This window comes from Pseudomonas sp. FBCC-B1565 (assembly GCF_059133265.1).
Genome location: NZ_CP101438.1, coordinates 2,746,579 through 2,769,236, shown reverse-complemented (window position 1 = coordinate 2,769,236; position 22,658 = coordinate 2,746,579). Strand labels below are relative to the sequence as shown.

Below are 22,658 nucleotides of genomic sequence, written 5' to 3'. Positions count from 1 at the left end.
GTAAAACTGCGCACTTATGCCTAGCTTATGCGCCCCCCGCCCGCGCTTTAAGGCCCTGCCCCCATGGTTTTGCGTTTTCGTCCCGTCGTCACCTCACGTTTCGCCCTCGGTTTGCTGCTCAGCGGCGGCATCGGTCACAGCCTGGCGGCTGACCTTGAACTGCCGGCAGTGAAGGTCCAGGGCCAGGGCCAGGATGAATCCGGCTACCGCAGCGAAACCGCTTCGGTGGGCGGCTTCGATGAGGCACCGCTGCTCGACACCCCGGCCTCGATCACGGTGATCAACGCCGCACTGATCAAGGACCAGCAAGCGCGCCTGCTCAGTGAAGTGCTGCGCAACGACGCCTCGGTGGGCGACAGCTATGCGCCCATCGGCTACTACGAGAACTTCGTGGTGCGCGGCTTTTCGCTGAATGCGGCGAGCAGCTACAAGATCAACGGGCGCACCATCACCGGCGAGCAGAACGTCGCGCTGGAGAACAAGCAGCAGGTCGAAGTGCTCAAGGGCCTGGCCGGCCTGCAAAGTGGCATCTCCGAGCCCAGCGGCGTGATCAACTACGTGACCAAGCGCCCGGAAGACGTGCGCTCGGTGACCATCTCCACCGACGATCGTGGCAGCGGTTATATCGCCACCGACGTCGGCGGCTGGTTCGGCAGCGAGCAACAATTCGGCCTGCGCGCCAACGTGGCCCACGAAAACCTTGATTCCTACGTGGAGCACGCCAACGGCCAGCGCGATTTTGTATCCCTGGCCTTCGACTGGAACATCAGCCCCGACGCCGTGTTGCAACTGGATGCCGAATACCAGAACAAGCAGCAACGCTCGGTGCCGGGCTACCAGTTGCTGGGCGGCACCGAGGTGCCACACGGTGCCTCGCCGAAGAAACTGCTGGGGCATCAGAGTGGGTCCAGGCAGGTGGGCATTGATTCGCTGAACCTCAACGGCAAGTTTGAATACCGTTTCAACGACCAGTGGAAAGGCAGCGTGAGTGCGGCGCGCAGCAAGGTGGTGATCGACGATTACAGCTCGTTTGCCTGGGGCTGCTATGGCTCGACCAGTTGCACCTCGAGCGTGCCAAACTACTTCAGCCCCGAAGGCAACTACGATGTCTACGACTACCGCAGCCCTGACGACACCCGCCGTGACGACGAAGTGCAGGCGGCCATGACCGGGCTGTTCGACACCGCCGGCCTGGGCCATGAACTGACCTTTGGCACCAGTGCGTTCCGCCGGGTGATCGACAAGCGCAAATCCGTCAATGAATACATCGGCACCACCAACATCGACGTGGACGCCCCTACGTTTACCCCGACTGACAAGCCGTTGAACGACAGCCACCGCAACCTCGACAGCCGTCAGTACGGCCTGTTCGTTACAGACCGCATCCGTCTCAACGAGCAATGGCAAACCATCCTCGGCGGTCGTGAAGTGCGCCTGGATGAAAAGGCCTTCGACAGCGTCACCGGCAACCAGGCCCGTCATACCCAGCAGTACGTGTTCCTGCCCCAGGCCTCGTTGATCTACAAACCTGTCGAGAACATCTCGCTCTATACCAGCTACAGCAAAGGCCTGTCCCTGGGCGGCACCGCGCCGTGGTTCGCCAACAACGCCGACGAAACGCTCGCCCCGACCACCTCACGCCAAATCGAAGCTGGGGTGAAATACGATTGGCGCCGCATCAGCTTCGCCGCCGCTGTATTCCAGACCCGCCAGGCCTACCAGTACGCCAAGCCGGATGGCACCGGTAAATTCGACTACGTGCAACAGGGCGAGCAAAAGAACACCGGGCTGGAATTGTCGGCCAACGGCTGGGCCACCGAACGCCTGCAGATCGCAACCAGCGTGGCGGCGATTCGCGCACGGGTGACCGGCAGCGGCACGCCGGACTACGAAGGCCACCAGGCGATCAACGTGCCCAAGTTGCGCGCCAGTGTGTATGCCGATTATGCGTTGCCGTGGGTGAACGGCCTGGCGGTATTGGGCGGAGTGCAATACAGCGCCAAGAAGTACGCCAACCGCAGCGGCAATGTGGAAGTGGGGGACTACGCGGTGGTGAATGTGGGCAGCCGCTATACCACCCAAGTGGACGGCTATGAGACGGTGTTCCGCCTGAGCGTCGACAACCTGTTCGACAAGCGCTACTGGCGCGACGCGGGCGAGTACATGGGCGATGACTACCTGTTCCAGGGCGCGCCATTGACGGCGCGCCTGAGTGCCTCGGTCAACTTCTGAGGCTTACTTAGGCATCTTGCGAAAACCCACGGCCAGGCGGTTCCAGCTGTTGATGGTGGCGATGGCCACACTCAGGTCGACCTGTTCCTGGGGGCTGAACTCGGCGGCCAGTGCGTTGAAGTCTTCATCCGGTGCGTGGGTATGGCTGATCAGGGTCAGGCTTTCGGCCCAGGCCAGCGCGGCGCGTTCACGCGGGGTGAAGAACGGCGTTTCACGCCAGGCCGACACGGTGTACAGGCGGCGTTCGGTCTCGCCGCCTTTGCGGGCGTCGGCGGTGTGCATGTCGAGGCAGAAGGCACAGCCGTTGATCTGCGAGACGCGCAGGCGTATCAGTTCCAGCAACGGTAGTTCGATGGACAGTTTGCCGACGGCGGCTTCCAGGGCGAGCATGGCTTTCATGGCGTCTGGGGAGGCGGTGTAGAAATCGGTACGGGTTTGCATGGTGATGCTCCAAGGCGGTGGGGATTGATGGCTAGGTTAGTCATCGGGCCTTGGGGGAGGAATAGCCAATTTGGGGTAAGAATGGGTGACCAATTTTTGTGAGTACATATCCGTTATTTAGGTAACGGCCGCTTATGGTTACGCCCTTACGGCGGCTCACTTTTGAAGAGCCGGAATGCCGGCCCAGTCAAAAGTAAGCAAAACGCTCTTGCCCCAACACTCGGCACCTCGCCTAGGCTCGGTGTGCCCGTAATCCGACAGTGATTTGGGGGGCCGCCGCCACGCGCCATCCATGGCGCGGGGCGGCTAAACCGGCATCCCTGCCGGTTTACCCCCCAAATCCCTGCCGAATTCCGGCCAGCGTGTTTGACGGGGCGCCTAACATCAAAATCAAAAGCAGATCAAAAGCCAGAGCCAGAGCAAACCACCCTTCAACTGATACATGAAGATCAAACTGTGGGAGGGGGCTTGCCACCGATGGCGGTGTGTCAGCCAACTCATCAGTGACTGACCCACTGCCATCGGGGGCAAGCCCCCTCCCACACTTTGACCGAGTACCGGCCATTCAATCCGGTCGGCTCTAAGGCCGCCGCGCTCTTGCTTTTGATCTGGGATCGCCCCGTCAAACACGCTGGCCGAACGCAGGCTTGAATTCGTGGGTAACCCGGCAGGACGCCGGGTTAGCCGTCCTGGGCCAGGGATGGCCCATGACGGCGGCCCACGGATTCAAGCCGGAGTGAGGGCACACCGAGCCTAGGCGAGGTGCCGAGTGTTGGGGCGAGGACCTTTTGCTTACTTTTGGCTGGGCCGGCATTCCGGTCCTTCCAAAAGTGAGCCGCTGTAAGGGCGGAACCATAAGCCGCCGTTACCGAAGCAACGGATATGTACTCAGTCAAACCAGTCAAACCACCCGAGCCATATGCTCCCCAATCCTCCCCCTCAACCACCGCTCCGCCGGATCATTGTCATGCACCCCACTCCACACCATCGACAACTCCGCCGCATCAATCGCAAACGGCGGGTCCTGCGCCCGTAGCGACGTCCCCTCCGTCAACGCACACGCCGCATAATCCGGCACCGTCGCAATAATCTGCGTACCGGCGAGCAACGCCCGCAACCCACTGAACTGCGGCACCGCCAACACCACCCGGCGCGTACGACCAATGCGTGCCAGGTCCAGGTCGATGTTGCCGCTCAAGTCCCCCGAAAACGACACCATCGCATGGGGCCGTTCGCAGTAGTCGTCGAGGGTCAGCGGTTCAACACCGTCATCCCCACGCAAGACCTTGCACGGAATATCCCGCAGCTTCTTGCGCTTGGCATTCGCCGGCAATTCCGTGGTGTAGCTCACCCCCACCGAAATCTCGCCGCTGGCCAGCAATGACGACATCAACAGATAGTTGGCCCGACGCACCACCACGACAATGCCCGGCGCCTCTTCGCGCAGTTGACTGAGCAACGGCGGAAACAGACCGAATTCGGCATCGTCTGAAAGGCCAATGCGAAACACCGCACAACTGGTGGAAGGGTCGAAATCCTTGGCACGGCTGACCGCGCCGGAAATGGTGTCCATGGCCGGTTGCAACTCCTTGAGTATCGCCACGGCGCGTGGCGTGGGCTCCATGCCCCGCCCGTTGCGCAGCAGCAACGGGTCGTCGAACAGATCGCGCAAACGTCCCAAGGCCGCACTCACCGCCGGTTGGCCCATGAAGAGTTTTTCGGCGACCCGGGTCAGGTTCTTCTCGAACATCAACGCCTCGAAAATCACCAGCAGGTTCATGTCGACGCGGCGCAGGTCGTTGCGATTCATGGTGATATCCAAACGGTTGGCAAGCTTACAGATAAACACGCAAAGCGCTGCCTGGATTGCACGCCTGTGCTGTCTATTCCAAGCCGGCACCTGGCGAAATTAACAACGATTAACTCGTCAGCCGGACGGTCCGGCAACAAGATTGGCCACGTCTACACTGCATCCATCCACCGGGAACGCTCCCATCGACTGCGGATATTTGTCATGGCCCGACTCGATCAATACGCCCCTCGCGTGTCCGCCACCGGTGGCCTGTGCCCACGGCGCGAGCGCATCGCCAAACAGCTGATCCTGGCCAACCTCGGCGAAAGCCTGGCCATTGCCGACCTCGCCCAGGCCTGCGCGCTGTCGCGCAGCCATTTTTCCCGTGCGTTCAAGTGCACCACCGGGCTGTCGCCGCAGGAATGGATCCGCCAACAGCGCATCCAGCGGGCCAAGGAGCTGATCGCCCAGTCATCCTTGAGCCTGACGCAAATCAGCCTGGAATGCGGCTTCTGCGACCAGGCGCACTTCTGTCATATGTTCACCCGCAGCGAAGGCGTCAACCCGATGACCTGGCGAAATCACCACTCTCGCTCTAAACCGCAAGTGATCGCGGCCTAGTGGTCCTGGCCTGCCTGGCCTATGCTGGCCGCTCACCCCGTTCCGAGCATGGCCACCCATGAACGACCTCAGCGACCAGGCCGTGCACTTCGGCCCCTACCGCATCCACCCGCGCCAGCGCCTGGTGCTGGAGGCGGGTCGCCCATTGCGCCTGGGGCGGCGTGCGGTGGATATCCTGCTGATCCTGCTGGAGCAGGCCGGCAATGTGGTGAGCAAGCAGGAGCTGATCGCCCGCGTCTGGCCCAGGAGCGTGGTGGAAGACGGCAACCTGCGGGTGCATATGGCGGCGTTGCGCAAGGCATTGGGCGATGGCCAGGCCGGGCAGCGCTATATCGTGACCGTGGCCCAGCGTGGCTACAGTTTTGTTGCGCCACTGAGCATCGAGCCGATGACCCTGCCAACCGAAGGTGCTGCCCAACGCCCGTGCCACAATCTGCCGCTGCGCCGTACCCGCATGCTCGGCCGCCAGGCCCTGATCGACAGCCTGGTGCAGCAACTGCCCGAGCAACGCTTTATCACCCTGACCGGCGCCGGCGGCATCGGCAAGACCACGGTGGCCCTGCGGGTCGCGGAATTGCTGATCGGGCACTACCGCGACGGCATCCGCTTGCTGGACCTGGCGCCGCTGAGTGCGCCGTCAATGATCCTGCCCAACCTCGCCGCCCTGCTCGACCTCACCCACGCCGAGCACGAACCCTTGCCCACGTTTGCGCGGCGCTTGCAGGAGCACCAGTTGCTGCTGGTGATCGACAATTGCGAGCACGTGCTCGACGACATTGCCCTGATCAGCGAAACCCTGCTGCGCCACGCGCCCCGCTTGCACATCCTGGCCACCAGCCGCGAGGCCTTGCGCGCCGAGGGCGAATACGTGCAGCGGCTGGAGCCCCTGGCCTGCCCACCCGCCACCGGCAACCGTGCCCAGGCGCTGGGCTACCCGGCCCTGCAATTGTTGATCGAGCGGGCCATGTCCCATCAGGACAGCTTTGAACTGAGCGAGGCCGAGCTGCCGCTGGCGATTGATATCTGCCAGCGCCTGGACGGTATTCCCCTGGCCATCGAACTCGTGGCGGCGCAGATCGAACGCTTCGGCCTGCCCGGACTGCTGGTGCAGATGGAAGACAACTTCCGCCTGCTAACCCGAGGCCGGCGAAGCGCCCTGCCCCGCCATCAGACCCTGCGCGCGACCCTGGACTGGAGCTTTGCGCTGCTGACCGCCTGCGAACAGATCTGCCTGCGTCGCCTGGCGGTATTTCGCGGCGGGTTCAGCCTGGCCAGCGCGGCGGCGGTGATTGCCGGGGAGCAGATTGCACCGCACGAGGTGCTGAATTCGATCACTCAGCTGGTCGCCAAGTCCTTGCTCAATGTGGAAGCCGGCGATGACGAGATGGTCTACCGCCTGCTGGACATCACCCGCACCTATGCCCTGGAAAAACTCAGCGTCGCCCAGGAACTCGACGCTACCCGCCAGCGCCACGCCGAGCGCTGCCTGGCGCTGATGAACCAGGCCCAGGACGATTGGGAGCTGATCGCGACCCAGACCTGGATCGACCGTTATGCGCCACTGCGCGAAGACATCCGCGCCGCCCTCGACTGGGGCCTGGGCGACCAGGGTGCGCACCTGCTGGGCATTCGCCTGACGGTGAGTGCGATGCCGTTGTGGCAGGAGCTGTCGCTGCTGCGCGAACACGGCTTGTACGTGGGCAAGGCCCTGGCACGACTCGGGCAATCGAATGCGCCGAGCCAGCGCTTGAACATGGCCTTGCAACTGGCCCTGGGCAGTTTCTCCTATCACACCCAGGGCGGCACGCCGCAGACCATTGAAGCGTTCAGTTGCGCGCGGCGCCTGGCGGAAGCCGGCAAGGACCTGGCCGGCCAGCTGCGTGCGGTGTCGGGGCATATGGCGGTGAACCTGTGCTGCGGCAACTACCGGGAGGCATTGGCGCAGAGCCTGCACTTCGACCAGCTCGGCCCGCAGGCCGAGCCGTTGCTGGCCCTCAGTGCCCAGCGCCTGCGGGTGTTGGCGCAGCACTTCGCCGGTCACCAAGCCCTCGCGCAGCACAATGCCGAACAAGTGATCCAGCGCATGGCCCAGAGCGGCCATCTCAACCGCTTTACCCATGGCTTTGGCGTGCAGTACGACCAGAGCGTCGCCTCCCTGACCATCCTTGCGCGCATCTTGTGGCTGCGCGGTTATCCGGAGCGCGCATGGCGTACCGCAAGCCAGGCACTGGCGCTGGCCTTGCAGATCAACCATGGCACGTCGATCTGCTACACCCTGGCCCTGGCCGGGGTGGTCATCGCTCGCTATAACGGCGACAGCGGCATGGCCCACGAACATCAGGACCAGCTGCTGCAACAGGCGCAAAAGCACTCGGTGCAGTTGTTTCACACCTGGGCGCGTTGTTATGAGGGCACGCTGCCCATCGCGGATGTGCAGGGGTTGGGCCTGGTCGAGGATATCCTGGTGACCTTCAATGCAATCGAGGTCAGTGACGCGGCCTTCGAGCGCGCCAGCAGTGGCGCGGCCGGCTGGTGCACCCCGGAAATCCTGCGAGTGCGCGCCGAAAGCCTGGCCGATAGCCGTGCGGCAGAAGCCCTGCTGCTGGAAGCCCTGGGCCTGGCGCACCAGCAAGGCGCGCTGGCCTGGGAATTACGCTGTGCAACCTCGTTGGCAAGCCTGTGGCAGACGCAAGGCCGCATACAGGCGGCGCGCGACTTGCTGAGTTCGATCTACGCCCGCTTCACCGAAGGCTTTGCCACCCAGGACCTAGTCCGCGTACGCAGCCTGCTCGACGAGTTGCAGGACAAACGGCCGGCCTGAAAACGGCCCCAGGTAATGCCCATAGCCCTGCTGCAAACGCGCCACCTGCAACGGGTCGCGCAGTTGCGCCAGGGCGTAGCTGCGCACGCAATTGAGCAGGCGGTAACGCGGGTCTCCAGGGCCGGGGTCAACAGTCAGCAGCGACGTGCCAACAAGACGCCCCAGCAGGTAGCACAGGTCGGCGTGTTCCAACTCGGTACCGGCGACCAGTTCACTCAAGGTGGGCAATGTCACGGCCATCTTGAACAACCCCAATTGCAGGAATAGCCAGCGCTCCGGCAGGCTCAGGCGCTGGTAGGTCCAGTCCAGGGCCGCCGTCAGGGATTGGTGGCGTTCCACCGCGGTGCGCCGGCCTCGGGTCAGCACCTGCAAGCCTGCGCGCAACTGCTGCTGCAAACCGCGCACGCCCAGGGCATCGACTTGGGCGGCGGCCAATTCCAGGGCCAGCGGGATACCGTCCAGACGCCGACAGATGTCCCGCAGCGGCGCCAGGTCATGCAGGCGCAGCGCGAACCCTTGCTGGCTGGCACGCACCCGCGCAACAAATAACTGCACCGCCGGGTAAGCCATCGCCTGTTCGACACTGCCCTGGGCAGTCGGCCCTGGGATCGCCAGCCTGGGCACGCGTTGCACCCATTCACCGGGGACTTGCAGGCTTTCGCGGCTGGTCACCAGCACACTGACCTGAGGCGCGGTGTCGTGCAGCACACGCACCAGATGCCGGCAGGCGCCGAGCAGCAGGTCAGCACCGTCGAGCACCAGCAACAGCTGGCGCGAGACCAATTGACGGCACAGTTCGCTGGCGTGGCTGCAGGGCTCCAGGTGCAGCGCCGCAGCCAAGTGGCGCAACATGGTCAGCGGCGCCTCGACGGTAGCCAGGTCAACCCACCACACGCCGTCCCGGTAGCGCGGCAACACGCGCTCGGCCAACGCCAGGGCCAAGGTACTCTTGCCGACACCGGCGCATCCTGTAAGCGTCATCAGGTGTTGCCCGGACAGACGCCGAACCAGCACGCCCAACACCTCGTCACGGCCGATCACTGCACTGAGCCGCATCGCCAGGTTGTGCCGTGGCAGCGCGGCCGGCATCGCACCGTGTACGCGGGCCGCGAAACAGTAACCACGCAGAGGGTCATTCAGAATGAACTGTTGCCCATCGAGCACACGGCGCAGTGCAGCGATATGCACCCTCAGGTTGTTTTCTTCCACCACGCTGTTCGGCCAGACCCGCTCGATCAGGCTGGCTTTACTGATGAACTGCCCAGGCGCTTCGAGCAGCACCGTGAGGATATCCAGTGCACGCCCGCCCACAGGCACCGGCCAACCCGACTTGCTAACCAGCCGCTGCTGCCGGTGAAAGACATAGGCGCCGAAGCGAACCGTGCCATCAGCGTCAATCGCCTGAGGATTGTTCATATGTGCAATAGCGCTGAAACACCCGGCCTTGGGCGTTTGCGCATCCTTTTCCGTGGGCTTGACGCTATCTTGCCAGCTACCCGTGACAGGACAATGCTGGCACAGGGAGCGACACGGACATTCGGGTGCGCGAGACGGACATTCTGTCGTTAACTGAACTGCTGTCGGTATTGGGTCGGGTTGAGGCCCAGTTTTTCACTGAACAGAAAGCGCATGTGCCGCACGCTGCCGAAGCCTGCGTGAAAAGCCACGGTCTTGAGCGGCAGGTCGGTGGTCTCCAGCAACTGCCGGGCGCGGTCGATGCGCGCGCCTTGCAGGAAGACCATGGGCGTCATCTGCACTTCCTTGGCGAACAGCCGCGCAAAATGGCGGGCGCTCATGCCGGCCAACTCAGCCATGGACTCGATGGTGAACGGTTGGTCCAGATGCGCCAGCACATGGTTCTGCACCCGGGTAATCGTGGTCTCCTGCGGTGCCACCGCCGCCGTCATCGGGCTGAACTGGGCCTGGCCGCCCTGGCGTTTCATCACCACCAGCAACACCTTGGCCACGTCCACGGCGACTTGCTTGCCATGGTCCTGGGCCACCACCGACAGCGCCAGGTCGATGCCGGCGGTGACGCCGCCCGAGGTGATCAAGCGTCCGTCCTGCAGGTAGATGCGATCCGTTTCGACCCTCGCCTTGGGGAACGCCTTGATCAGTCGCTCGGTGTAGTGCCAGTGCGTGGTCACGCGGTGACCGTCCAGCAGCCCGGCATGCCCCAGCACAAAGGCCCCGGTGCAGATCGAACCGAAGCGCCGCGCCCGTGGGGCCGCGGCCCTCAGCCACGGCAGCAGTGCCGGGTGACATTCGTTATAGGCACCGGGGCCACCGGGCACCAGCAGCAGATCGTAGGCGTCCTGGGCCTGGTCCAGCAGCAGGTCCGTCTGCACCGCTACCCCATTGGAGGCGCGCAACGGACCGGGCTCGGTGCCAAGGGTGAGGATCTGGTAATGCGCCGCCGCCGGCAGGTAGCGGTTGGCAATGGAAAACACCTCGAGCGGCCCGGCCATATCGAGCAGCAGGAAGTCCGGAAACAGCGCCATGGCCACGGTTTTCATAGCAGGTAAGGTCCATCGGGAAGGAATACGGCGGGCATTATGACACGCTCGAAACTGTCAACCTGAACGAGACAGTTATTCAGTTTTCATCTTCTTAATGAATAACCCAGTAACCATTAACCTTCTTCTCAACGCCGGAGCCCTGCATACCGCAGCCCGCTCCCACTTGAGGACAAGACCATGCTGACCCTTCGCAAAGCTTCCGAACGCGGCGCCGCCAATCACGGTTGGTTGAAGTCGTTCCACACCTTCTCGTTCGCCAACTACTGGAACCCGCAGGAACAGGGGTTTTCCGACCTGCTGGTGATCAACGATGACCGTGTTGCCGCCGGCAAAGGCTTCGGCCAGCACCCGCACCGCGACATGGAGATCTTCTCTTATGTGCTCGAAGGCGCCCTGGAACACAAGGACACCCTGGGCACCGGCTCGGTGATACGCCCCGGCGATGTGCAACTGATGAGCGCCGGCAGCGGCGTGGCCCACAGCGAGTTCAACCACAGCCAGACCCGTGGCGTGCACTTTCTGCAAATCTGGATCGTGCCTGCCGTGGCCGGTGCCGAACCGCGCTACCAGCAGGAACACTTCAGCGAGGCCCAGAAACGTGGGCGCCTGCAGTTGATCATCTCGCCGGACGGTGCCGATGGCTCCCTCAGCGTGCGCCAGGACGCACGGGTGTATGCCGGGCTGTTCAACGGCGATGAAACCGCGACTCTGGACCTGCCGCCCGATCGCCATGTGTACCTCCATGTGGCCCGGGGCAGTGTTGAAATCAACGGCCAGCGCTTGCAGGAAGGCGACGGCGCCCGGGTGCGGGATGAGCGGCAGATCCGCCTGAGCCAGGGCGAGGACGCCGAGGTGCTGGTGTTCGACCTGCGCCCGCAGGAACTGCCGCAGATGCCATAACCGGCCCTGCGATGGCTCGCCCACACGAGCCATCGCTGGCGTCGATAGTCACCATCAGCCCAATGAAGTTCTCTTAAAAAATGCAACGCGTAACATCAAACCCATACCCGGCAACACTTAAATCAAAACACTCGGAGCACACAATCATGAAACGCCAAATCTTGCTTAGCCTCGCTTTCTCGGTACTCGCTGCCAATGCTTTTGCCCACCCGGTTGTGGCTGAAGGCGGTTCGGATCGCCTGATCGAAAGCCGCGTCGCCGAGGGTGGTGCAGACCGCCTGCAAGACAACCGTGTTGCCGAAGGTGGTTCGGACCGCCTGCTGGAACGCCGTGTCGCTGAAGGTGGTGCTGACCGTCTGCAAGGTAACCGCGTAGCCGAAGGTGGCGCCGACCGTTTGCAGGAACGTGGCCTTGCCGAAGGCGGTGCTGACCGCTTGCAGGAACGTGGCCTGGCCGAAGGCGGTGCTGATCGCCTGCAAGGCAACAACGCATAATCCCGCGCTGTTTGCGGGAACCCCAAACCGGCCTGATCAGCCGGTTTTTTTTCGCCTGTAATTCATGCAGGTCACGGTCGATCCACAGCAACGCCTTGCCGATCTGTTGCCGCGCCCCTGAGTCAAGCCGGCCGGACCAGGAACTTCTTGCGATACGCCGCCGGCAACACACCTACCCGTTGCTGGAACAGGCGACGGAATGAATTGCTGTCTTCGTAGCCCACCGCGTAGGTGATGCTTTCCAGGGTCATGCGGGTCGCCTCCAGCATTTGCTTGGCCCGTTCCAGACGCAGGGTCTGCAGGTAGGCAATGGGCGTGAAGCCGGTAGCCTCCTTGAAGCGCCGCTTGAAATTGCGCACGCCAAAACCGAATTGCCGAGCCACCTCGTCAATCACCAAGGGTTCGGCAAAGTGTTGTTCCAGCCAGTGCTGTACCCGCAGGACCTCACCGTCGCCATGGCTTTTGGGCAGTGACCACATGGCATACACCGATTGTTCGCTGCGCACGTTATCGATCAGCAGGTATCGGCCACAGGTATGGGCCAGTTCCGGCGAGCCGAACCGGCGGATCAGGTGCAGCATCAAGTCCATCGCTGCAGTCGCCCCGCCGCTGGTGATCACACGGTTCTCTTCGCAGAGGAGCTGCGCGTCCTCCAGGCTCACGTCGGTGTAGCGGCGCCGGAACAACTCGGCAAACGCCCAGTGGGTCGTGGCGCGCAGGCCCTGGAGTACGCCGGATTCAGCCAATAGAAAAGCTGCGGTGCACATCGAAGCCAATACCGCACCACGTGCGTGCTGTTTGCGCAGCCAGGGCGCGTACGCAGGAAAGGTCGGTAGGGCCTCCTTCAGCGTGAACAGAAAGCCCGGGATCAACACCAGGTCAGTCCGCACGATCTGCGCCAGCGCGTGATCAACCTGCAGGCGTTGACCACCCCAGGCCACCACGGCGTGACCGTCCAGGGAAGCCACTGCGACTTCGAAAGGCGGTGAGTCGGCAAACAGGTTGGCGGCGCTGAGCATCTCCAGGGCCGTGGTGGCGCTGGCGGCGGAGCAGCGATCAGCCAGAAGCAAGGTGATATGCATGATAAAAACCCGATTGCGTTTTTCGCATGTAATAAGTCATTTGTGCATCTACCTTAGCGGATTCCACGCCCCTACAGTGCTGCCTTTGAACAACTGTCAGGTGCTTTGGATGAATCTGTGGTTTCGCTTGCTCTTCATGCTGTCCCGGCGCCCCTGGCGCAAACTTGTGCATGGCCTGGACACCACGGTGGTGCGCATGCGCGTGTGGCCGCTGGACCTGGACATCAACCGACACGTCACCAATGGCCGGTACTTTTCCCTGGCGGACGTTGCCCGGATGGATTTCGTATTGCGCACCGGGGCCTTTCGCGTGGCATTACGCAACAAGGCGCTGCCGATCGTCGGCGATACCTGGGGCAAATTCCGTCGCGAGCTGAAGCTGTTCGAAGTGTTTGAGGTACACACACGCATGCTCGGCTGGGACCACAAGTGGAGCCTGATGGAGCACCGCTTCGTGAGCAACGGCCGGGTGGTCGGCGTGGTGGTGATGCGCGGGCTGTTCCGTTCAGCCAAGGGCACCCTGCCCCCGGGCGACTTTGTGAAGGAACTGGGCCTGGATGAGACCTCGCCACCGATGCCGCAATGGCTCAGCGACTGGGCGAAAAACTGCGATGACATGAGTGTGCAATTGCGGGGGGAGGAGCAGATTTGAATGCAGGCGCGTGGCGCGCACCTCTGCCTTCCCTCCTTAGCGATGCAAGGGTTTCCCCGATTCAGCAAAAAAACCGTTTGGGCTAAAATACTTATCGCACATTAAGAGTTTGCACTAGCATATGTGTACGCCCGTGCAAAACCCCTCGCAATAACCGCGCACTACCCCATTCCTTTCTGAAAAACAAAGTGGCGAATGTTAAAATTTGTCACGTTTTACCGTATTCAATTCGATTAGTATCTAAACGCTAGCAGCGATTGAACTGACGGCCTTGCATGCCGGAAAAGGGAGTAGGTGATGCATTTTTCCAACGTCCTCGCTATTGCACGGACTCAATCTAAATCGGAGGATTTTCGGGAGCTTATAGTTCGCACTGTAGCGGATGATTTGAAAGTCGATACACGTTACTACGAACAACTTGTTGACACCCAGGAAAGCCATGCAAGCTACCGCGCTATCATCATAGAAATCGACACCCCCGCGGCAAGCAATCAAACCCTGGATATAATAAGAAAAACCCGAAACAGCCATCCCAACTGCACCATATTTGTCGTCGTCACATTCGCCTCCAGTTTGAGCAAGACCAAATACTATCTGGCCGGCGCGGATTACTGCATCAAAGTGGCAGAGGCGTCCCCTGAAAAAAAGTTAAGCCTGTTTGATGCTTTTCTCAGTGAAGGTGAACGACTGAATCGTTGTGGCCTGGTGCTCGATCAGGATCGCATGTGCCTTTATGGTAATGGCAAGAAACTTGAAATATCCTTCGTCGAAATGAAAGTTCTGGACGCGCTTATACAGCGCCGACTGCTCAGTCACAATGAAATCGCCGAAGTCATGGGCCTTAATACCAAGTACTACGACTCCCGCGCCCTGGAAAAGTCCATCAGCCGACTGCGCAGTAAAATCAAGGCGCACTACGGTGACAACATTATTCAGAATATCCGTGGTTATGGTTACAAACTAAGCCGGGGAGTTATATGTGCCAGCCATTTTCAAACCGCCAAGGAACGATCCCACCGTGAATAGCGAAAAGGTAGCCCCTGCCGATGCTGTGGACTTCAGGCTTGCCAGGCAAGCCATCGTTGATCGCAGCCATGCACTTTGGGGCAACGAAGTCAGCGTTGGCTCACTGCAGGCTCACGAACTACCCGACAGTGCCTACCACAAGGCGCTGCAACGTATCAGCGCACCACATAAAGCCTGCAATTCCGTTGTCAGCCGCAAGTTCCTGCGGATCGATCAAGCCGCCTTGATGAACGAAGATCTCCACAAGAGCATTGTTCAGACCGCCCAGTCACTGGAAAAACGCAGACAGCCCTTTACGCTCAGTATTACCAATCCTCTGGATGCCCTGCCCGGCCCTGTCGAGCGCCGAGCGATGGTGCGTCAGTTATATAAGTTAAAAGACCAGTGCGCTGTCACCCTGGCCTACAACAATTACAGACTCGATACAAAACCGGCAGACCTGCTGATCGACCTCAAGCTTTACGACTACGTGAAAATGCCTTTCCCGGACTCCGCCCTGCGGCTGAGCCTGAATACGCGTTCCGGTCTGTTCGATCGGCTTTACGACCGCATGCTTGAGCTGATCAGTGCAACCCGGGTGTGCTTCATCGCCGACACCGTGGAATTTGCCGACAGTGCCATGCTGGCTAAAAACCTGCCGTTCGAATACTTTCAGGGCGGTTACTACTCCCCTGCCGATTGCTTATAAAAACCGCACTTTCATACTAACGGTGGACACGATGAGCTCCCTCAAGAAACACACCTTCACCCCCACACTTCCCGCCATCGCACTGCGAGACTTTACGCCCAATGCCGAATTGTTTCATTACGACTTGAATACATTCGCGCCAACAGAAACAGACCCTAAAATCCGTGCAAACAACCCTCTACACTCCAACTCCGACGACAACCGACGCCTGACAACCTATGTCATTACCCACACACTTGGCTTACCCTCACACTCTTTTAACTCTGTGCGACAAGAATCCAGACTCCCCATGCCAACGGATCACGACAGCACGCCCAATAACCCCACTCGGCCTACGGAGATAAACCCTGAGCGAACTCAACTTTATCCTCAGGATTTCTGGCTACTGACACAGCATGACCGCACCCTGGTCAAAGGCGGCTTACGTATTTCACTGACAACCATTGAATCGGCGTTGATTAAAAAGATGCTGCACCATGAAGAGCGTGTTGTCAGCAAAGAGGAACTGATCCGTAATATCGGACGCGAACCTGATCTATATCGCGGGTTGGAAATGTGCCTGAGCCGGCTGCAGGAAAAGTTCAAGCGTGCCAACGATGGCGAACGTTTGTTTCGTGCGGTCAGAAACCGTGGTTATTGCCTTACACAAAAAATCAAGAAACCACTGGAACTCACCCCGTCACGCCGCTAAAACAAAAAAACAAGAACGGATACTTTGATACCCACCCTGCCTATTAATACACACTTTTACCTGCCCATTTATAACACTCTCACACTAAGACGCCGCTGACCTTGTTATAAGTCGTCAGCCAATGCCTCCTGCCGTTCATTACTATCCGTGGGTACGCGACTGCGCGTGCCTATCTTTTAGTGCGGGTATTCCACCGCGTGATTAGACCCTGCCACCACCAGCGTGGTCACCACCGGGAGCAGAACTATGCTGAATAACACTAGAATGCATCGCAACCTGACCCCCAAGGGGTTGACGTTCTGGGGTCAGTGGATGCTTGCCTCGGGTTTGGTCGTTGCACTGTTATTTATGTTGGTCGTGTTCAAGACCGGCCAACTTGAGTACAACTACCGTGTGCTCGCGGCGTTTACCATACTGGCTTCATTACCGGCGTACAGTCTGTGTGATGTCTACAGCAAGAAAGATGACTATGGCGTGGGCTTGGGACGACTGTTCATGGGCTGGTTACTCACCGCTTTAATCGTGTTCGCGGTGGGTATCGCCTGCAATGCCACCGCATTGTTTCCATTGGACATCTTGTTGCTCTGGGCGGCGGTTAGTTACCCTCTGCTGGCCCTGTGTTATATCCCGCTGCACAGCCTGTCCCGGTATTACCATCGCCAACTTCACCAACGGCATAAGTCACTGATAGTGGGCACCGGCAAACTTGCCGTCGACCTGGCGAACACCCTATCTCGCCAAAAACGCTCGCCGTTGGTGGGACTCGTCGGCAGCCATGCCGAGGCCGCTCCGGATGCACAGGCGCAGATCCTTGGCGAGCTGCCGCAATTGCCGCAACTGATCCGCCAGCATGGCATTCGCCGTCTCTACATCACCCACTCGTTGCAGGACGCCACCCACATCGAGGCGTTGTACCTCAACCTGCTGGAGATCAGCGTGGATGTGATCTGGGTGCCCGACCTCAACAACATGCTGCTGCTCAACCATTGCGTCGCCGAAGTGGATGGGCTGCCAGCGATCTTCCTCAATGAAAGCCCGCTGACCAGCCGCCCCACCGCCGCCCTGAGCAAAGCGTTGCTGGACAAGAGCATCGCGCTGTTGGCCATCCTGGTGCTGAGCCCGGTGCTCCTGGTGTTTGCCCTGCTGATCAAGCTCACCTCCCCCGGCCCGGTGATTTTCAAGCAGGACCGTCATGGCTGGAATGGCCAGGTGATCAAGGTGTGGAAGTTCCGCTCGATGCGCGTGCATGACGACCACGAGGTACGCCAGGCCAGCCGCAATGATTCGCGCATCACGCCGGTCGGCCGGTTTATCCGCCGCACCTCTATCGATGAATTGCCGCAATTGTTCAACGTGCTGCAAGGCCATATGGCCCTGGTCGGTCCACGCCCCCACGCCATCGCACACAACGACTATTACTCGGGCAAGATTCACGCGTACATGGCGCGCCATCGCATCAAGCCCGGCATCACCGGGCTGGCGCAGATCAATGGATGCCGGGGTGAGACCGAGACTCTGGAGAAGATGCAAAAACGCGTCGACATCGACCTGCGCTACATCAACACCTGGTCGTTGTGGCTGGATATCAAGATCCTGCTGAAGACACCGTTTACGCTGCTGTCCAAGGACATCTACTAACCCCCGATCCTGTAGGAGCGAGCTTGCTCGCGAAGAACTCATAGGCGCCGCGTTTATCCAGCTATCACGCGTTGTCGTTGAGTTTCTTCGCGAGCAAGCTCGCTCCTACTGGCCTTACTCAGTGATCTTGTCGATATTCTTGTAGAACAATGCACTGTCGCGCCCATCGGTCATCGAATGCAGCGAATACGCGCGATTCAGGCGCGCGCCGCCATCGCGGGTCAGCGGTGCCCACACCAGGTTGGCGCGGCGCATCGTCGACAGGCTCATCAACTCATCAAACGGAATGGACAGGTAGAGGCCCTTGTCGAAGCTGCCTTCGCCAAACTCTTGCTTGGACACGTTGGTGCGAGTGATCCACGCACCAATCCGCACACCATTGTTGAACTCCCGCGAAAGATCCAGCGTTGCACCCCAGTCCCGAGCCAGGTAGCGACCGACACTCAAGGCCCCCTGCAGGTTGAATGGCAGGTCGGTATACCCGGTGATATGCCCGGTCACCGTGCGATAGTCGCGCAGGCTGAAATCCTGCTCGAAACCGCGCTGACGCACATAGTTCACATCGGCACCCACCGCCCAGCCCTGACCCATCGGCCGGTACAGCACTTCACTGCCCACACCGGCATACATCGATTCCAGCAAACCACCGTAGACCATGCCGTACAGGTCCTGGTCCAGGCGCTGCGCATGGTTGAGCTGAAAGGTCGGCAAGGTCACGTCGGCACTGGTCATGTACTTGCGCAGGTCGGTGCGTACCCGCGGCAAGCCCGTGGGCGCGTCGTAGGTGAACCCATCGTAGTTGTTCAGCAGATTGACGCTGAGCAAACCACTCCACCAGGTGTTGCGGGTGAAGCGGTACTCGGCATCGAGGTCGGCGGAAATCTGGTAGAGCAAACCATCCGGCCCACCGACGTTCTGCTTGTAGCCCAGGCCCAGCCCATAGCTGAGGGGCTTCGGCGTTTGGGTGTAGAGCACGGTCTGCGTACGCTCGCTGGCACGATTGACCTCGACCTGGCGGTGCAGGTCCTGCAAGGCTTCGCGCTGGTTGACCACCTCGCGAAAGGTCTGGCGCGGCACGCTGGTTTCCTCGATCGGCATGGCATAGCGTTCGCTGACCAGGGTGAACCAGTCGATCTGGTCATTCACGCTGTTGTCCAGGATACGACTGGCGCGCCCCACCGCCTTGGCGCTGTAGAAATAGCGCTGCTGTTCGCCATACACCAGCAACTCCGGACCACGCTGGGTAATGCGTTGCACATTGTAGCCGGCGTTATCGTGCAGGCGCAGGGACACGGCGGCCCAATCTACCTGGTCCGGCGGTGTGGTCGGTGGCTTCGCCGGCAACGGAGGAGCCGGTGGGTCATAGGTCTTGGCGGGTGCCTTGCGGCTGACAAAATTGGTGTGCAGGGTAATGCCGAACATCGCGGTATTGCCTCGCTCCCATGCGGCGCTCACGTCGACCGCATCGGCGAGCTTGTAGACCAGGCCCAGGTTGACCGGTGAAGCCTGGCGAAAGCTGTTGCTGCGTGGTTCATTTTTGTAGTCGTTGCCTTCCACTTCAAGCTTGAGGCTCAACGGCGCCCAGGGCGTCTGGTAGGCAACACCGCCAAACAGCGCGGGCCGGCCACGGAAATAGCCGTTGGAAAAACTGCCGGATCCTTCAGCGCTGGGACGCTCGTTGAATCGATCATCCAGCGCGCCCAGCGGGTTGCCAAAATCACCACGGCTGCCCAGGTAACCCCAGGCGATACCAGCACTGAAATCCACGTCGCCATACCGCTTGTTGGCCACCAGGTATTCACTGGAAAACAGCCCGGTGCCGCCCAGGTCCATGAACCCCAGCGCCACTTCCGGCAGCCAGTGGGTTTCCTGGTTCAAGCGCACCTTGGCGTCGACGGCCTTGTCCTTGTAACTCTGGCCGCCGCTGAACGACTCGGCGCCATAAGGACGGTTGGTGATCGCGGTGTAGCGGAAAGTGCCTTCCAGCCAGTCCAGTGGTTGCGCAGAAAAACTATAGCGGCTGTAGGGCTCGGTGCGGTTGGCGTTCACGCTGAGTTCGCCGGCGGGCGCCATGCGGGCGGTAGGCGTCTGCAGCAGCCCCACGCCGCCGAAATCGCTTTGGGTGTAACGGGGATCACCATGCGCGACGCCACACGGCACCAGCAGCACGGCCGCAATACATAATTTCAAGGCGTGACCTCGGCCAGGGGTTGGGTGGCGAGAAACTCGGCCAGTTGCTGATTCAGGTCAGGGGTGGGCGCACTCAGGTCATCACTGCGGATCGGCACCAGCAGCGTGGCGCCGGGCGCTGGGGGGGCGCCCTCTTCGCGGTTCCAGGGCGCAATGCCCAGGCGCGAGACCTTCCCGTCAGGCTGGATCACCCACAAATAATCAGCATCCGCCTCCACCAGTGGCGGGCACGCGGTGAGGTAATCGCGGGCTGCCCGCAGCGGCTCGAACGCCAGGCTGCACGCCGCAGCGACAGCCCCCACCACGCGCACCTGCGTGGGCCGTGGCGGGTACACCAGGCGGTCGCCATCGCTGAGCGGCAGGTTCGGCGCAAAGCCGACTTCCACCGCCACCGGGTCCAGCACCGCCACCTGGCGGCCAGTGACCGGCAAGGCCTGCACCTGCTGATACAAGCGTTCGGCAACACGGGCCCGGCCTTCGCGTGCGTCAGCCCGCGCGGCCTGGTGCAGGGTTTGCAAATCAAACAGCACACCGGCCTTGAGCCGCGCCTGGCGTTCCAGCAAGGGTTGATGCAACCAGGCCGCTCCCAGCCAATAACCCTGGGCATCCGGTTGCGACGGAATGATCGCGTCCAGCAAACGTGCATCGGGTGGCAGCGCGATAGGCCCTGGGGTGCGCACCTGGCCGCTGACGGTCACGGCGGCGTGGCTCGTACTGACGCAACTCCAGGACAGCAGCAGCGCCGTGAGTATTCGACCGATCATCGGGCGTCCTTGCGAGTGGGTTGCAGCTGGGTGATGGTCAGGGTCAGGTCGGGCGTGAGGTGCTGTTCGCTCTGCACGATAAAGCCGTCGACGGGGTCGACCCAGTAACGGTTGCGCGCCTGAAAACCGCTGGCCTCGACGTCTTCGTCCACCCGCAACAAGGCGTAGGGCGTGCCGAGGATCTCGACCGTTTCGATGCCCTTGCGGGTCATACGGCTGGTGAGCGTGATGCCCATGCGATAGCCGTCCACCCCATCGATCTGCCGCGTGCTGTGGTAGCCATCCGGCACACGGTGCAAGCCTTGCTGGAACGGCGACTGGTCCTGCCAGTGCGTGCCATTGAGGTCCACGCCCAGGCCGACCGTACGCACCACCAAGCCGTTACGCACCAACAGCACCTGCTTGCCGGAAGCCACCCAGAACTGCAGGTCGCCACGCTGGCGAATCAGCGCCATCACCCCTTCGCTGGACACCGTGGTGACTTTGATCTGGGCAAACGGCACTGCGTCCACCTGGGCCTGGGTCAGCTCCAGCGGCGCCGGCCCAGCCACGGCCGCCTTGAAGGTATCGAGGGAGGCGGTCATCAGCGGATTGCAGCCAGCCAACAGCCACGCCAAGCCGGTGTAAGCAGCGAATTTATGAGTGTTCACGCAGGTTCCACCCTATCGGCTGCTGGCTTCGCTCAGGTTGTTCTGAGTGGACGCTCCGATGCCGACGATCGTGGCGGAAGGGATCAACTGGCTGATAAAGCGGTTCCAGCGCGTGATATTCGCCGGGCCGACAAACACCACATCCTGGGGCTGCACATCAAAGCGCGTGGCCAGGGCCATGGCCGAAGGGGACGCAGCTTCCAGCTGGAACACTTTGGCCGGCTCGTTGGCGATGTTCTGCGCGCCGCGAATCACATAGATCGCGTCCGCGTTGGAGGTGTTCTGATTGACCCCACCCACCGAGCCGAGCACGTCGGAGAGGTTCATGCTGCGGGTCTTGAAGGTCAGGGCGCGGGGCTGCATGACTTCGCCCATCACATAGATGCGCTTGCGGTCGTTGTAGGCCAGGTACAGCTGGTCGCCGTCCTTGAGGTAGATGTCGTTCAAGCGCGACTGCGCCAAGTTGAGCGTGTCCAGGTCCAGGGTGTAGCGCTTGCCGCCCCGGCTGAGCGTGAGGTTGGACAGGTCGGCATTGAGCGGGTCGATCCCGGCGGCGCCCATGGCTTCCATCACGTTCAGCGGGATGGTGGTGATCGGCACCGGCCCGGCCTTGGCTACCGCGCCGGTGATCACCACGCGCTGGCTGGCGAAGCGCAGTACGCTGACGTCCACCTGGGGGCTATCGATGTATTGGCGCAGCTTGTCGGTGATCTCACTGCGCAGCGCTTCAATGGATCGGCCCTTGGCAACCAACTCACCCACGTAGGGGTAGAACAGGTTGCCCTCGGGGCTGACCAAGCGGCCGTTGGCATCGATCTGTTGTTGCGGGCCGGACGGTGCCGTGAGTTCAGGGTGATCCCACACGGTGATATACAACGCGTCATTGGCGCCGATCAAATACGGGCCCGGCTTATAACTCAATAGTTCCGCGGGAATGGAATAAGGTACTTGGCTGGCCGCGTCCATGGCAAGTAACTTTGGCGTGATCGGAATCAAATCCACCCGACTGTTTTGCGCGCCGCCACTTTCAGTCAACGCCGCCGTGTCCATGTATTGGCCGGGTGCGAAGATGCAGCCCTGTAACAATGCAGCGGCCACGGCCGCCACAGAAAAAATACGCATCATAGTGCTCGGACACTCGCGATAAACGACAAGAAAAAAAGACTACTTGGGTGGGGAGTCCAAGCAGTCTGAAAAGCGGGAAGTGGTGGATCAGTTGCCGGTGCCGGTGGTTCCGGTCGTACCGGTGGTCCCGGTGGTGGTGCCGCCGTTGGAACTGCCGCCGCTGTTGGACGCAGCCGCCACGCCGGCAACAATGGCGCTGGCGACCAGCAGGGTTTCCCCGACTGTCACCGAACCCGCCAGCGGTGTACTGAGCCCCAACGGCAACTCGTCGGCCAACACCGTGGTACTCATGACACTGAGCACAATAACCGCCAGTGCTTTTCTCATAACAG

20 protein-coding genes are annotated in these 22,658 nt (G+C 61.1%); 10 read left to right on the top strand and 10 right to left on the bottom strand.

The window, feature by feature from the left end; all coding sequences use genetic code 11:
* The first annotated feature begins 63 nt into the window (after positions 1–63).
* Positions 64–2,232 (top strand): TonB-dependent siderophore receptor, encoded by a 2,169-nt coding sequence (locus NL123_RS13225; protein WP_248487982.1) that lies wholly within the window; start codon positions 64–66, stop codon positions 2,230–2,232.
* Between the two features lie 3 nt (positions 2,233–2,235).
* Here the strand turns inward: NL123_RS13225 and NL123_RS13220 are convergent, their stop codons facing one another.
* Positions 2,236–2,673 (bottom strand): carboxymuconolactone decarboxylase family protein, encoded by a 438-nt coding sequence (locus NL123_RS13220; protein WP_248487981.1) that lies wholly within the window; start codon positions 2,671–2,673, stop codon positions 2,236–2,238.
* 901 nt (positions 2,674–3,574) lie between these two features.
* Complete coding sequence (locus NL123_RS13215) at positions 3,575–4,483, bottom strand: LysR family transcriptional regulator (protein ID WP_058425506.1); 909 nt, start codon at positions 4,481–4,483, stop codon at positions 3,575–3,577.
* Positions 4,484–4,687: 204 nt separating this feature from the next.
* Here NL123_RS13215 and NL123_RS13210 point away from each other — a divergent pair, with 204 nt between their 5' ends.
* Positions 4,688–5,086: a helix-turn-helix domain-containing protein gene (locus NL123_RS13210; RefSeq protein ID WP_248487979.1), complete on the top strand. Its 399-nt coding sequence runs from the start codon at positions 4,688–4,690 to the stop codon at positions 5,084–5,086.
* A gap of 58 nt (positions 5,087–5,144) precedes the next feature.
* Complete coding sequence (locus NL123_RS13205; RefSeq protein ID WP_248487978.1) at positions 5,145–7,907, top strand: ATP-binding protein; 2,763 nt, start codon at positions 5,145–5,147, stop codon at positions 7,905–7,907.
* On the opposite strand, the gene NL123_RS13200 is transcribed toward NL123_RS13205, so the two are convergent.
* A complete protein-coding gene (locus NL123_RS13200) occupies positions 7,854–9,323 on the bottom strand; it encodes an ATP-binding protein (RefSeq protein WP_248487977.1) in 1,470 nt (489 codons plus the stop codon). The two genes, NL123_RS13205 and NL123_RS13200, sit on opposite strands and share 54 nt — an antisense overlap.
* A 149-nt stretch (positions 9,324–9,472) precedes the next feature.
* Positions 9,473–10,423 (bottom strand): GlxA family transcriptional regulator, encoded by a 951-nt coding sequence (locus NL123_RS13195; RefSeq protein WP_248487976.1) that lies wholly within the window; start codon positions 10,421–10,423, stop codon positions 9,473–9,475.
* Positions 10,424–10,603: 180 nt separating this feature from the next.
* On the opposite strand from NL123_RS13195, the gene NL123_RS13190 reads away from it, so the two are divergent.
* Together NL123_RS13190 and NL123_RS13185 are read left to right on the top strand one after the other, a co-directional pair.
* Positions 10,604–11,326 (top strand): pirin family protein, encoded by a 723-nt coding sequence (locus tag NL123_RS13190; RefSeq protein WP_248487975.1) that lies wholly within the window; start codon positions 10,604–10,606, stop codon positions 11,324–11,326.
* 146 nt (positions 11,327–11,472) lie between these two features.
* A complete protein-coding gene (locus NL123_RS13185; RefSeq protein ID WP_494357967.1) occupies positions 11,473–11,820 on the top strand; it encodes a hypothetical protein in 348 nt (115 codons plus the stop codon).
* 122 nt (positions 11,821–11,942) lie between these two features.
* Here the strand turns inward: NL123_RS13185 and NL123_RS13180 are convergent, their stop codons facing one another.
* Positions 11,943–12,902 (bottom strand): GlxA family transcriptional regulator, encoded by a 960-nt coding sequence (locus tag NL123_RS13180; protein ID WP_248487973.1) that lies wholly within the window; start codon positions 12,900–12,902, stop codon positions 11,943–11,945.
* A gap of 109 nt (positions 12,903–13,011) precedes the next feature.
* Here NL123_RS13180 and NL123_RS13175 point away from each other — a divergent pair, with 109 nt between their 5' ends.
* The 5 genes from NL123_RS13175 to NL123_RS13155 all read left to right on the top strand — a co-directional run bounded on the left by NL123_RS13175 (position 13,012) and on the right by NL123_RS13155 (position 17,597).
* Positions 13,012–13,554 (top strand): acyl-CoA thioesterase, encoded by a 543-nt coding sequence (locus NL123_RS13175; RefSeq protein WP_494357966.1) that lies wholly within the window; start codon positions 13,012–13,014, stop codon positions 13,552–13,554.
* 297 nt (positions 13,555–13,851) lie between these two features.
* Positions 13,852–14,580: a winged helix-turn-helix domain-containing protein gene (locus NL123_RS13170; RefSeq protein ID WP_494357965.1), complete on the top strand. Its 729-nt coding sequence runs from the start codon at positions 13,852–13,854 to the stop codon at positions 14,578–14,580.
* The gene (locus tag NL123_RS13165; RefSeq protein WP_494357964.1) at positions 14,573–15,268 is read left to right on the top strand and encodes a YuxH family protein; all 696 of its coding nucleotides are present in this window, start codon (positions 14,573–14,575) and stop codon (positions 15,266–15,268) included. Before NL123_RS13170 ends, NL123_RS13165 begins: the two co-directional genes overlap by 8 nt.
* A 31-nt stretch (positions 15,269–15,299) precedes the next feature.
* On the top strand, positions 15,300–15,959 hold the full coding sequence (locus tag NL123_RS13160; RefSeq protein WP_494357963.1) for a winged helix-turn-helix domain-containing protein: 660 nt from the start codon (positions 15,300–15,302) through the stop codon (positions 15,957–15,959).
* Positions 15,960–16,205: 246 nt separating this feature from the next.
* Entirely contained in the window at positions 16,206–17,597 is a 1,392-nt protein-coding gene (locus tag NL123_RS13155; RefSeq protein ID WP_494357962.1) for an undecaprenyl-phosphate glucose phosphotransferase, read from the top strand.
* A gap of 114 nt (positions 17,598–17,711) precedes the next feature.
* Here the strand turns inward: NL123_RS13155 and NL123_RS13150 are convergent, their stop codons facing one another.
* The 5 genes from NL123_RS13150 to NL123_RS13130 form a co-directional block, all read right to left on the bottom strand.
* Complete coding sequence (locus tag NL123_RS13150; protein WP_494357961.1) at positions 17,712–19,787, bottom strand: YjbH domain-containing protein; 2,076 nt, start codon at positions 19,785–19,787, stop codon at positions 17,712–17,714.
* Positions 19,784–20,551, bottom strand: coding sequence for a capsule biosynthesis GfcC family protein (locus NL123_RS13145; protein ID WP_494357960.1), 768 nt, complete (start codon positions 20,549–20,551; stop codon positions 19,784–19,786). The genes NL123_RS13150 and NL123_RS13145 overlap by 4 nt, the downstream gene beginning before the upstream one ends.
* The gene (locus tag NL123_RS13140) at positions 20,548–21,201 is read right to left on the bottom strand and encodes a YjbF family lipoprotein (RefSeq protein ID WP_494357959.1); all 654 of its coding nucleotides are present in this window, start codon (positions 21,199–21,201) and stop codon (positions 20,548–20,550) included. The genes NL123_RS13145 and NL123_RS13140 overlap by 4 nt, the downstream gene beginning before the upstream one ends.
* A 12-nt stretch (positions 21,202–21,213) precedes the next feature.
* Positions 21,214–22,326 (bottom strand): polysaccharide biosynthesis/export family protein, encoded by a 1,113-nt coding sequence (locus NL123_RS13135; RefSeq protein ID WP_494357958.1) that lies wholly within the window; start codon positions 22,324–22,326, stop codon positions 21,214–21,216.
* 87 nt (positions 22,327–22,413) lie between these two features.
* Positions 22,414–22,653 carry a hypothetical protein gene (locus NL123_RS13130; protein WP_494357957.1) on the bottom strand — a complete coding sequence of 80 codons (240 nt, stop codon included), beginning with the start codon at positions 22,651–22,653 and terminating at the stop codon, positions 22,414–22,416.
* Between the last annotated feature and the right edge of the window lie 5 nt (positions 22,654–22,658).

Coding starts and splice junctions, on each gene's coding strand:
- NL123_RS13225 (WP_248487982.1), top strand. CDS start 64: ATGGTTTTGCGTTTTCGTCCCGTCGTCACCTCACGTTTCGCCCTCGGT.
- NL123_RS13220 (WP_248487981.1), bottom strand. CDS start 2,673: ATGCAAACCCGTACCGATTTCTACACCGCCTCCCCAGACGCCATGAAA.
- NL123_RS13215 (WP_058425506.1), bottom strand. CDS start 4,483: ATGAATCGCAACGACCTGCGCCGCGTCGACATGAACCTGCTGGTGATT.
- NL123_RS13210 (WP_248487979.1), top strand. CDS start 4,688: ATGGCCCGACTCGATCAATACGCCCCTCGCGTGTCCGCCACCGGTGGC.
- NL123_RS13205 (WP_248487978.1), top strand. CDS start 5,145: ATGAACGACCTCAGCGACCAGGCCGTGCACTTCGGCCCCTACCGCATC.
- NL123_RS13200 (WP_248487977.1), bottom strand. CDS start 9,323: ATGAACAATCCTCAGGCGATTGACGCTGATGGCACGGTTCGCTTCGGC.
- NL123_RS13195 (WP_248487976.1), bottom strand. CDS start 10,423: ATGAAAACCGTGGCCATGGCGCTGTTTCCGGACTTCCTGCTGCTCGAT.
- NL123_RS13190 (WP_248487975.1), top strand. CDS start 10,604: ATGCTGACCCTTCGCAAAGCTTCCGAACGCGGCGCCGCCAATCACGGT.
- NL123_RS13185 (WP_494357967.1), top strand. CDS start 11,473: ATGAAACGCCAAATCTTGCTTAGCCTCGCTTTCTCGGTACTCGCTGCC.
- NL123_RS13180 (WP_248487973.1), bottom strand. CDS start 12,902: ATGCATATCACCTTGCTTCTGGCTGATCGCTGCTCCGCCGCCAGCGCC.
- NL123_RS13175 (WP_494357966.1), top strand. CDS start 13,012: ATGAATCTGTGGTTTCGCTTGCTCTTCATGCTGTCCCGGCGCCCCTGG.
- NL123_RS13170 (WP_494357965.1), top strand. CDS start 13,852: ATGCATTTTTCCAACGTCCTCGCTATTGCACGGACTCAATCTAAATCG.
- NL123_RS13160 (WP_494357963.1), top strand. CDS start 15,300: ATGAGCTCCCTCAAGAAACACACCTTCACCCCCACACTTCCCGCCATC.
- NL123_RS13155 (WP_494357962.1), top strand. CDS start 16,206: ATGCTGAATAACACTAGAATGCATCGCAACCTGACCCCCAAGGGGTTG.
- NL123_RS13145 (WP_494357960.1), bottom strand. CDS start 20,551: ATGATCGGTCGAATACTCACGGCGCTGCTGCTGTCCTGGAGTTGCGTC.
- NL123_RS13135 (WP_494357958.1), bottom strand. CDS start 22,326: ATGATGCGTATTTTTTCTGTGGCGGCCGTGGCCGCTGCATTGTTACAG.
- NL123_RS13130 (WP_494357957.1), bottom strand. CDS start 22,653: ATGAGAAAAGCACTGGCGGTTATTGTGCTCAGTGTCATGAGTACCACG.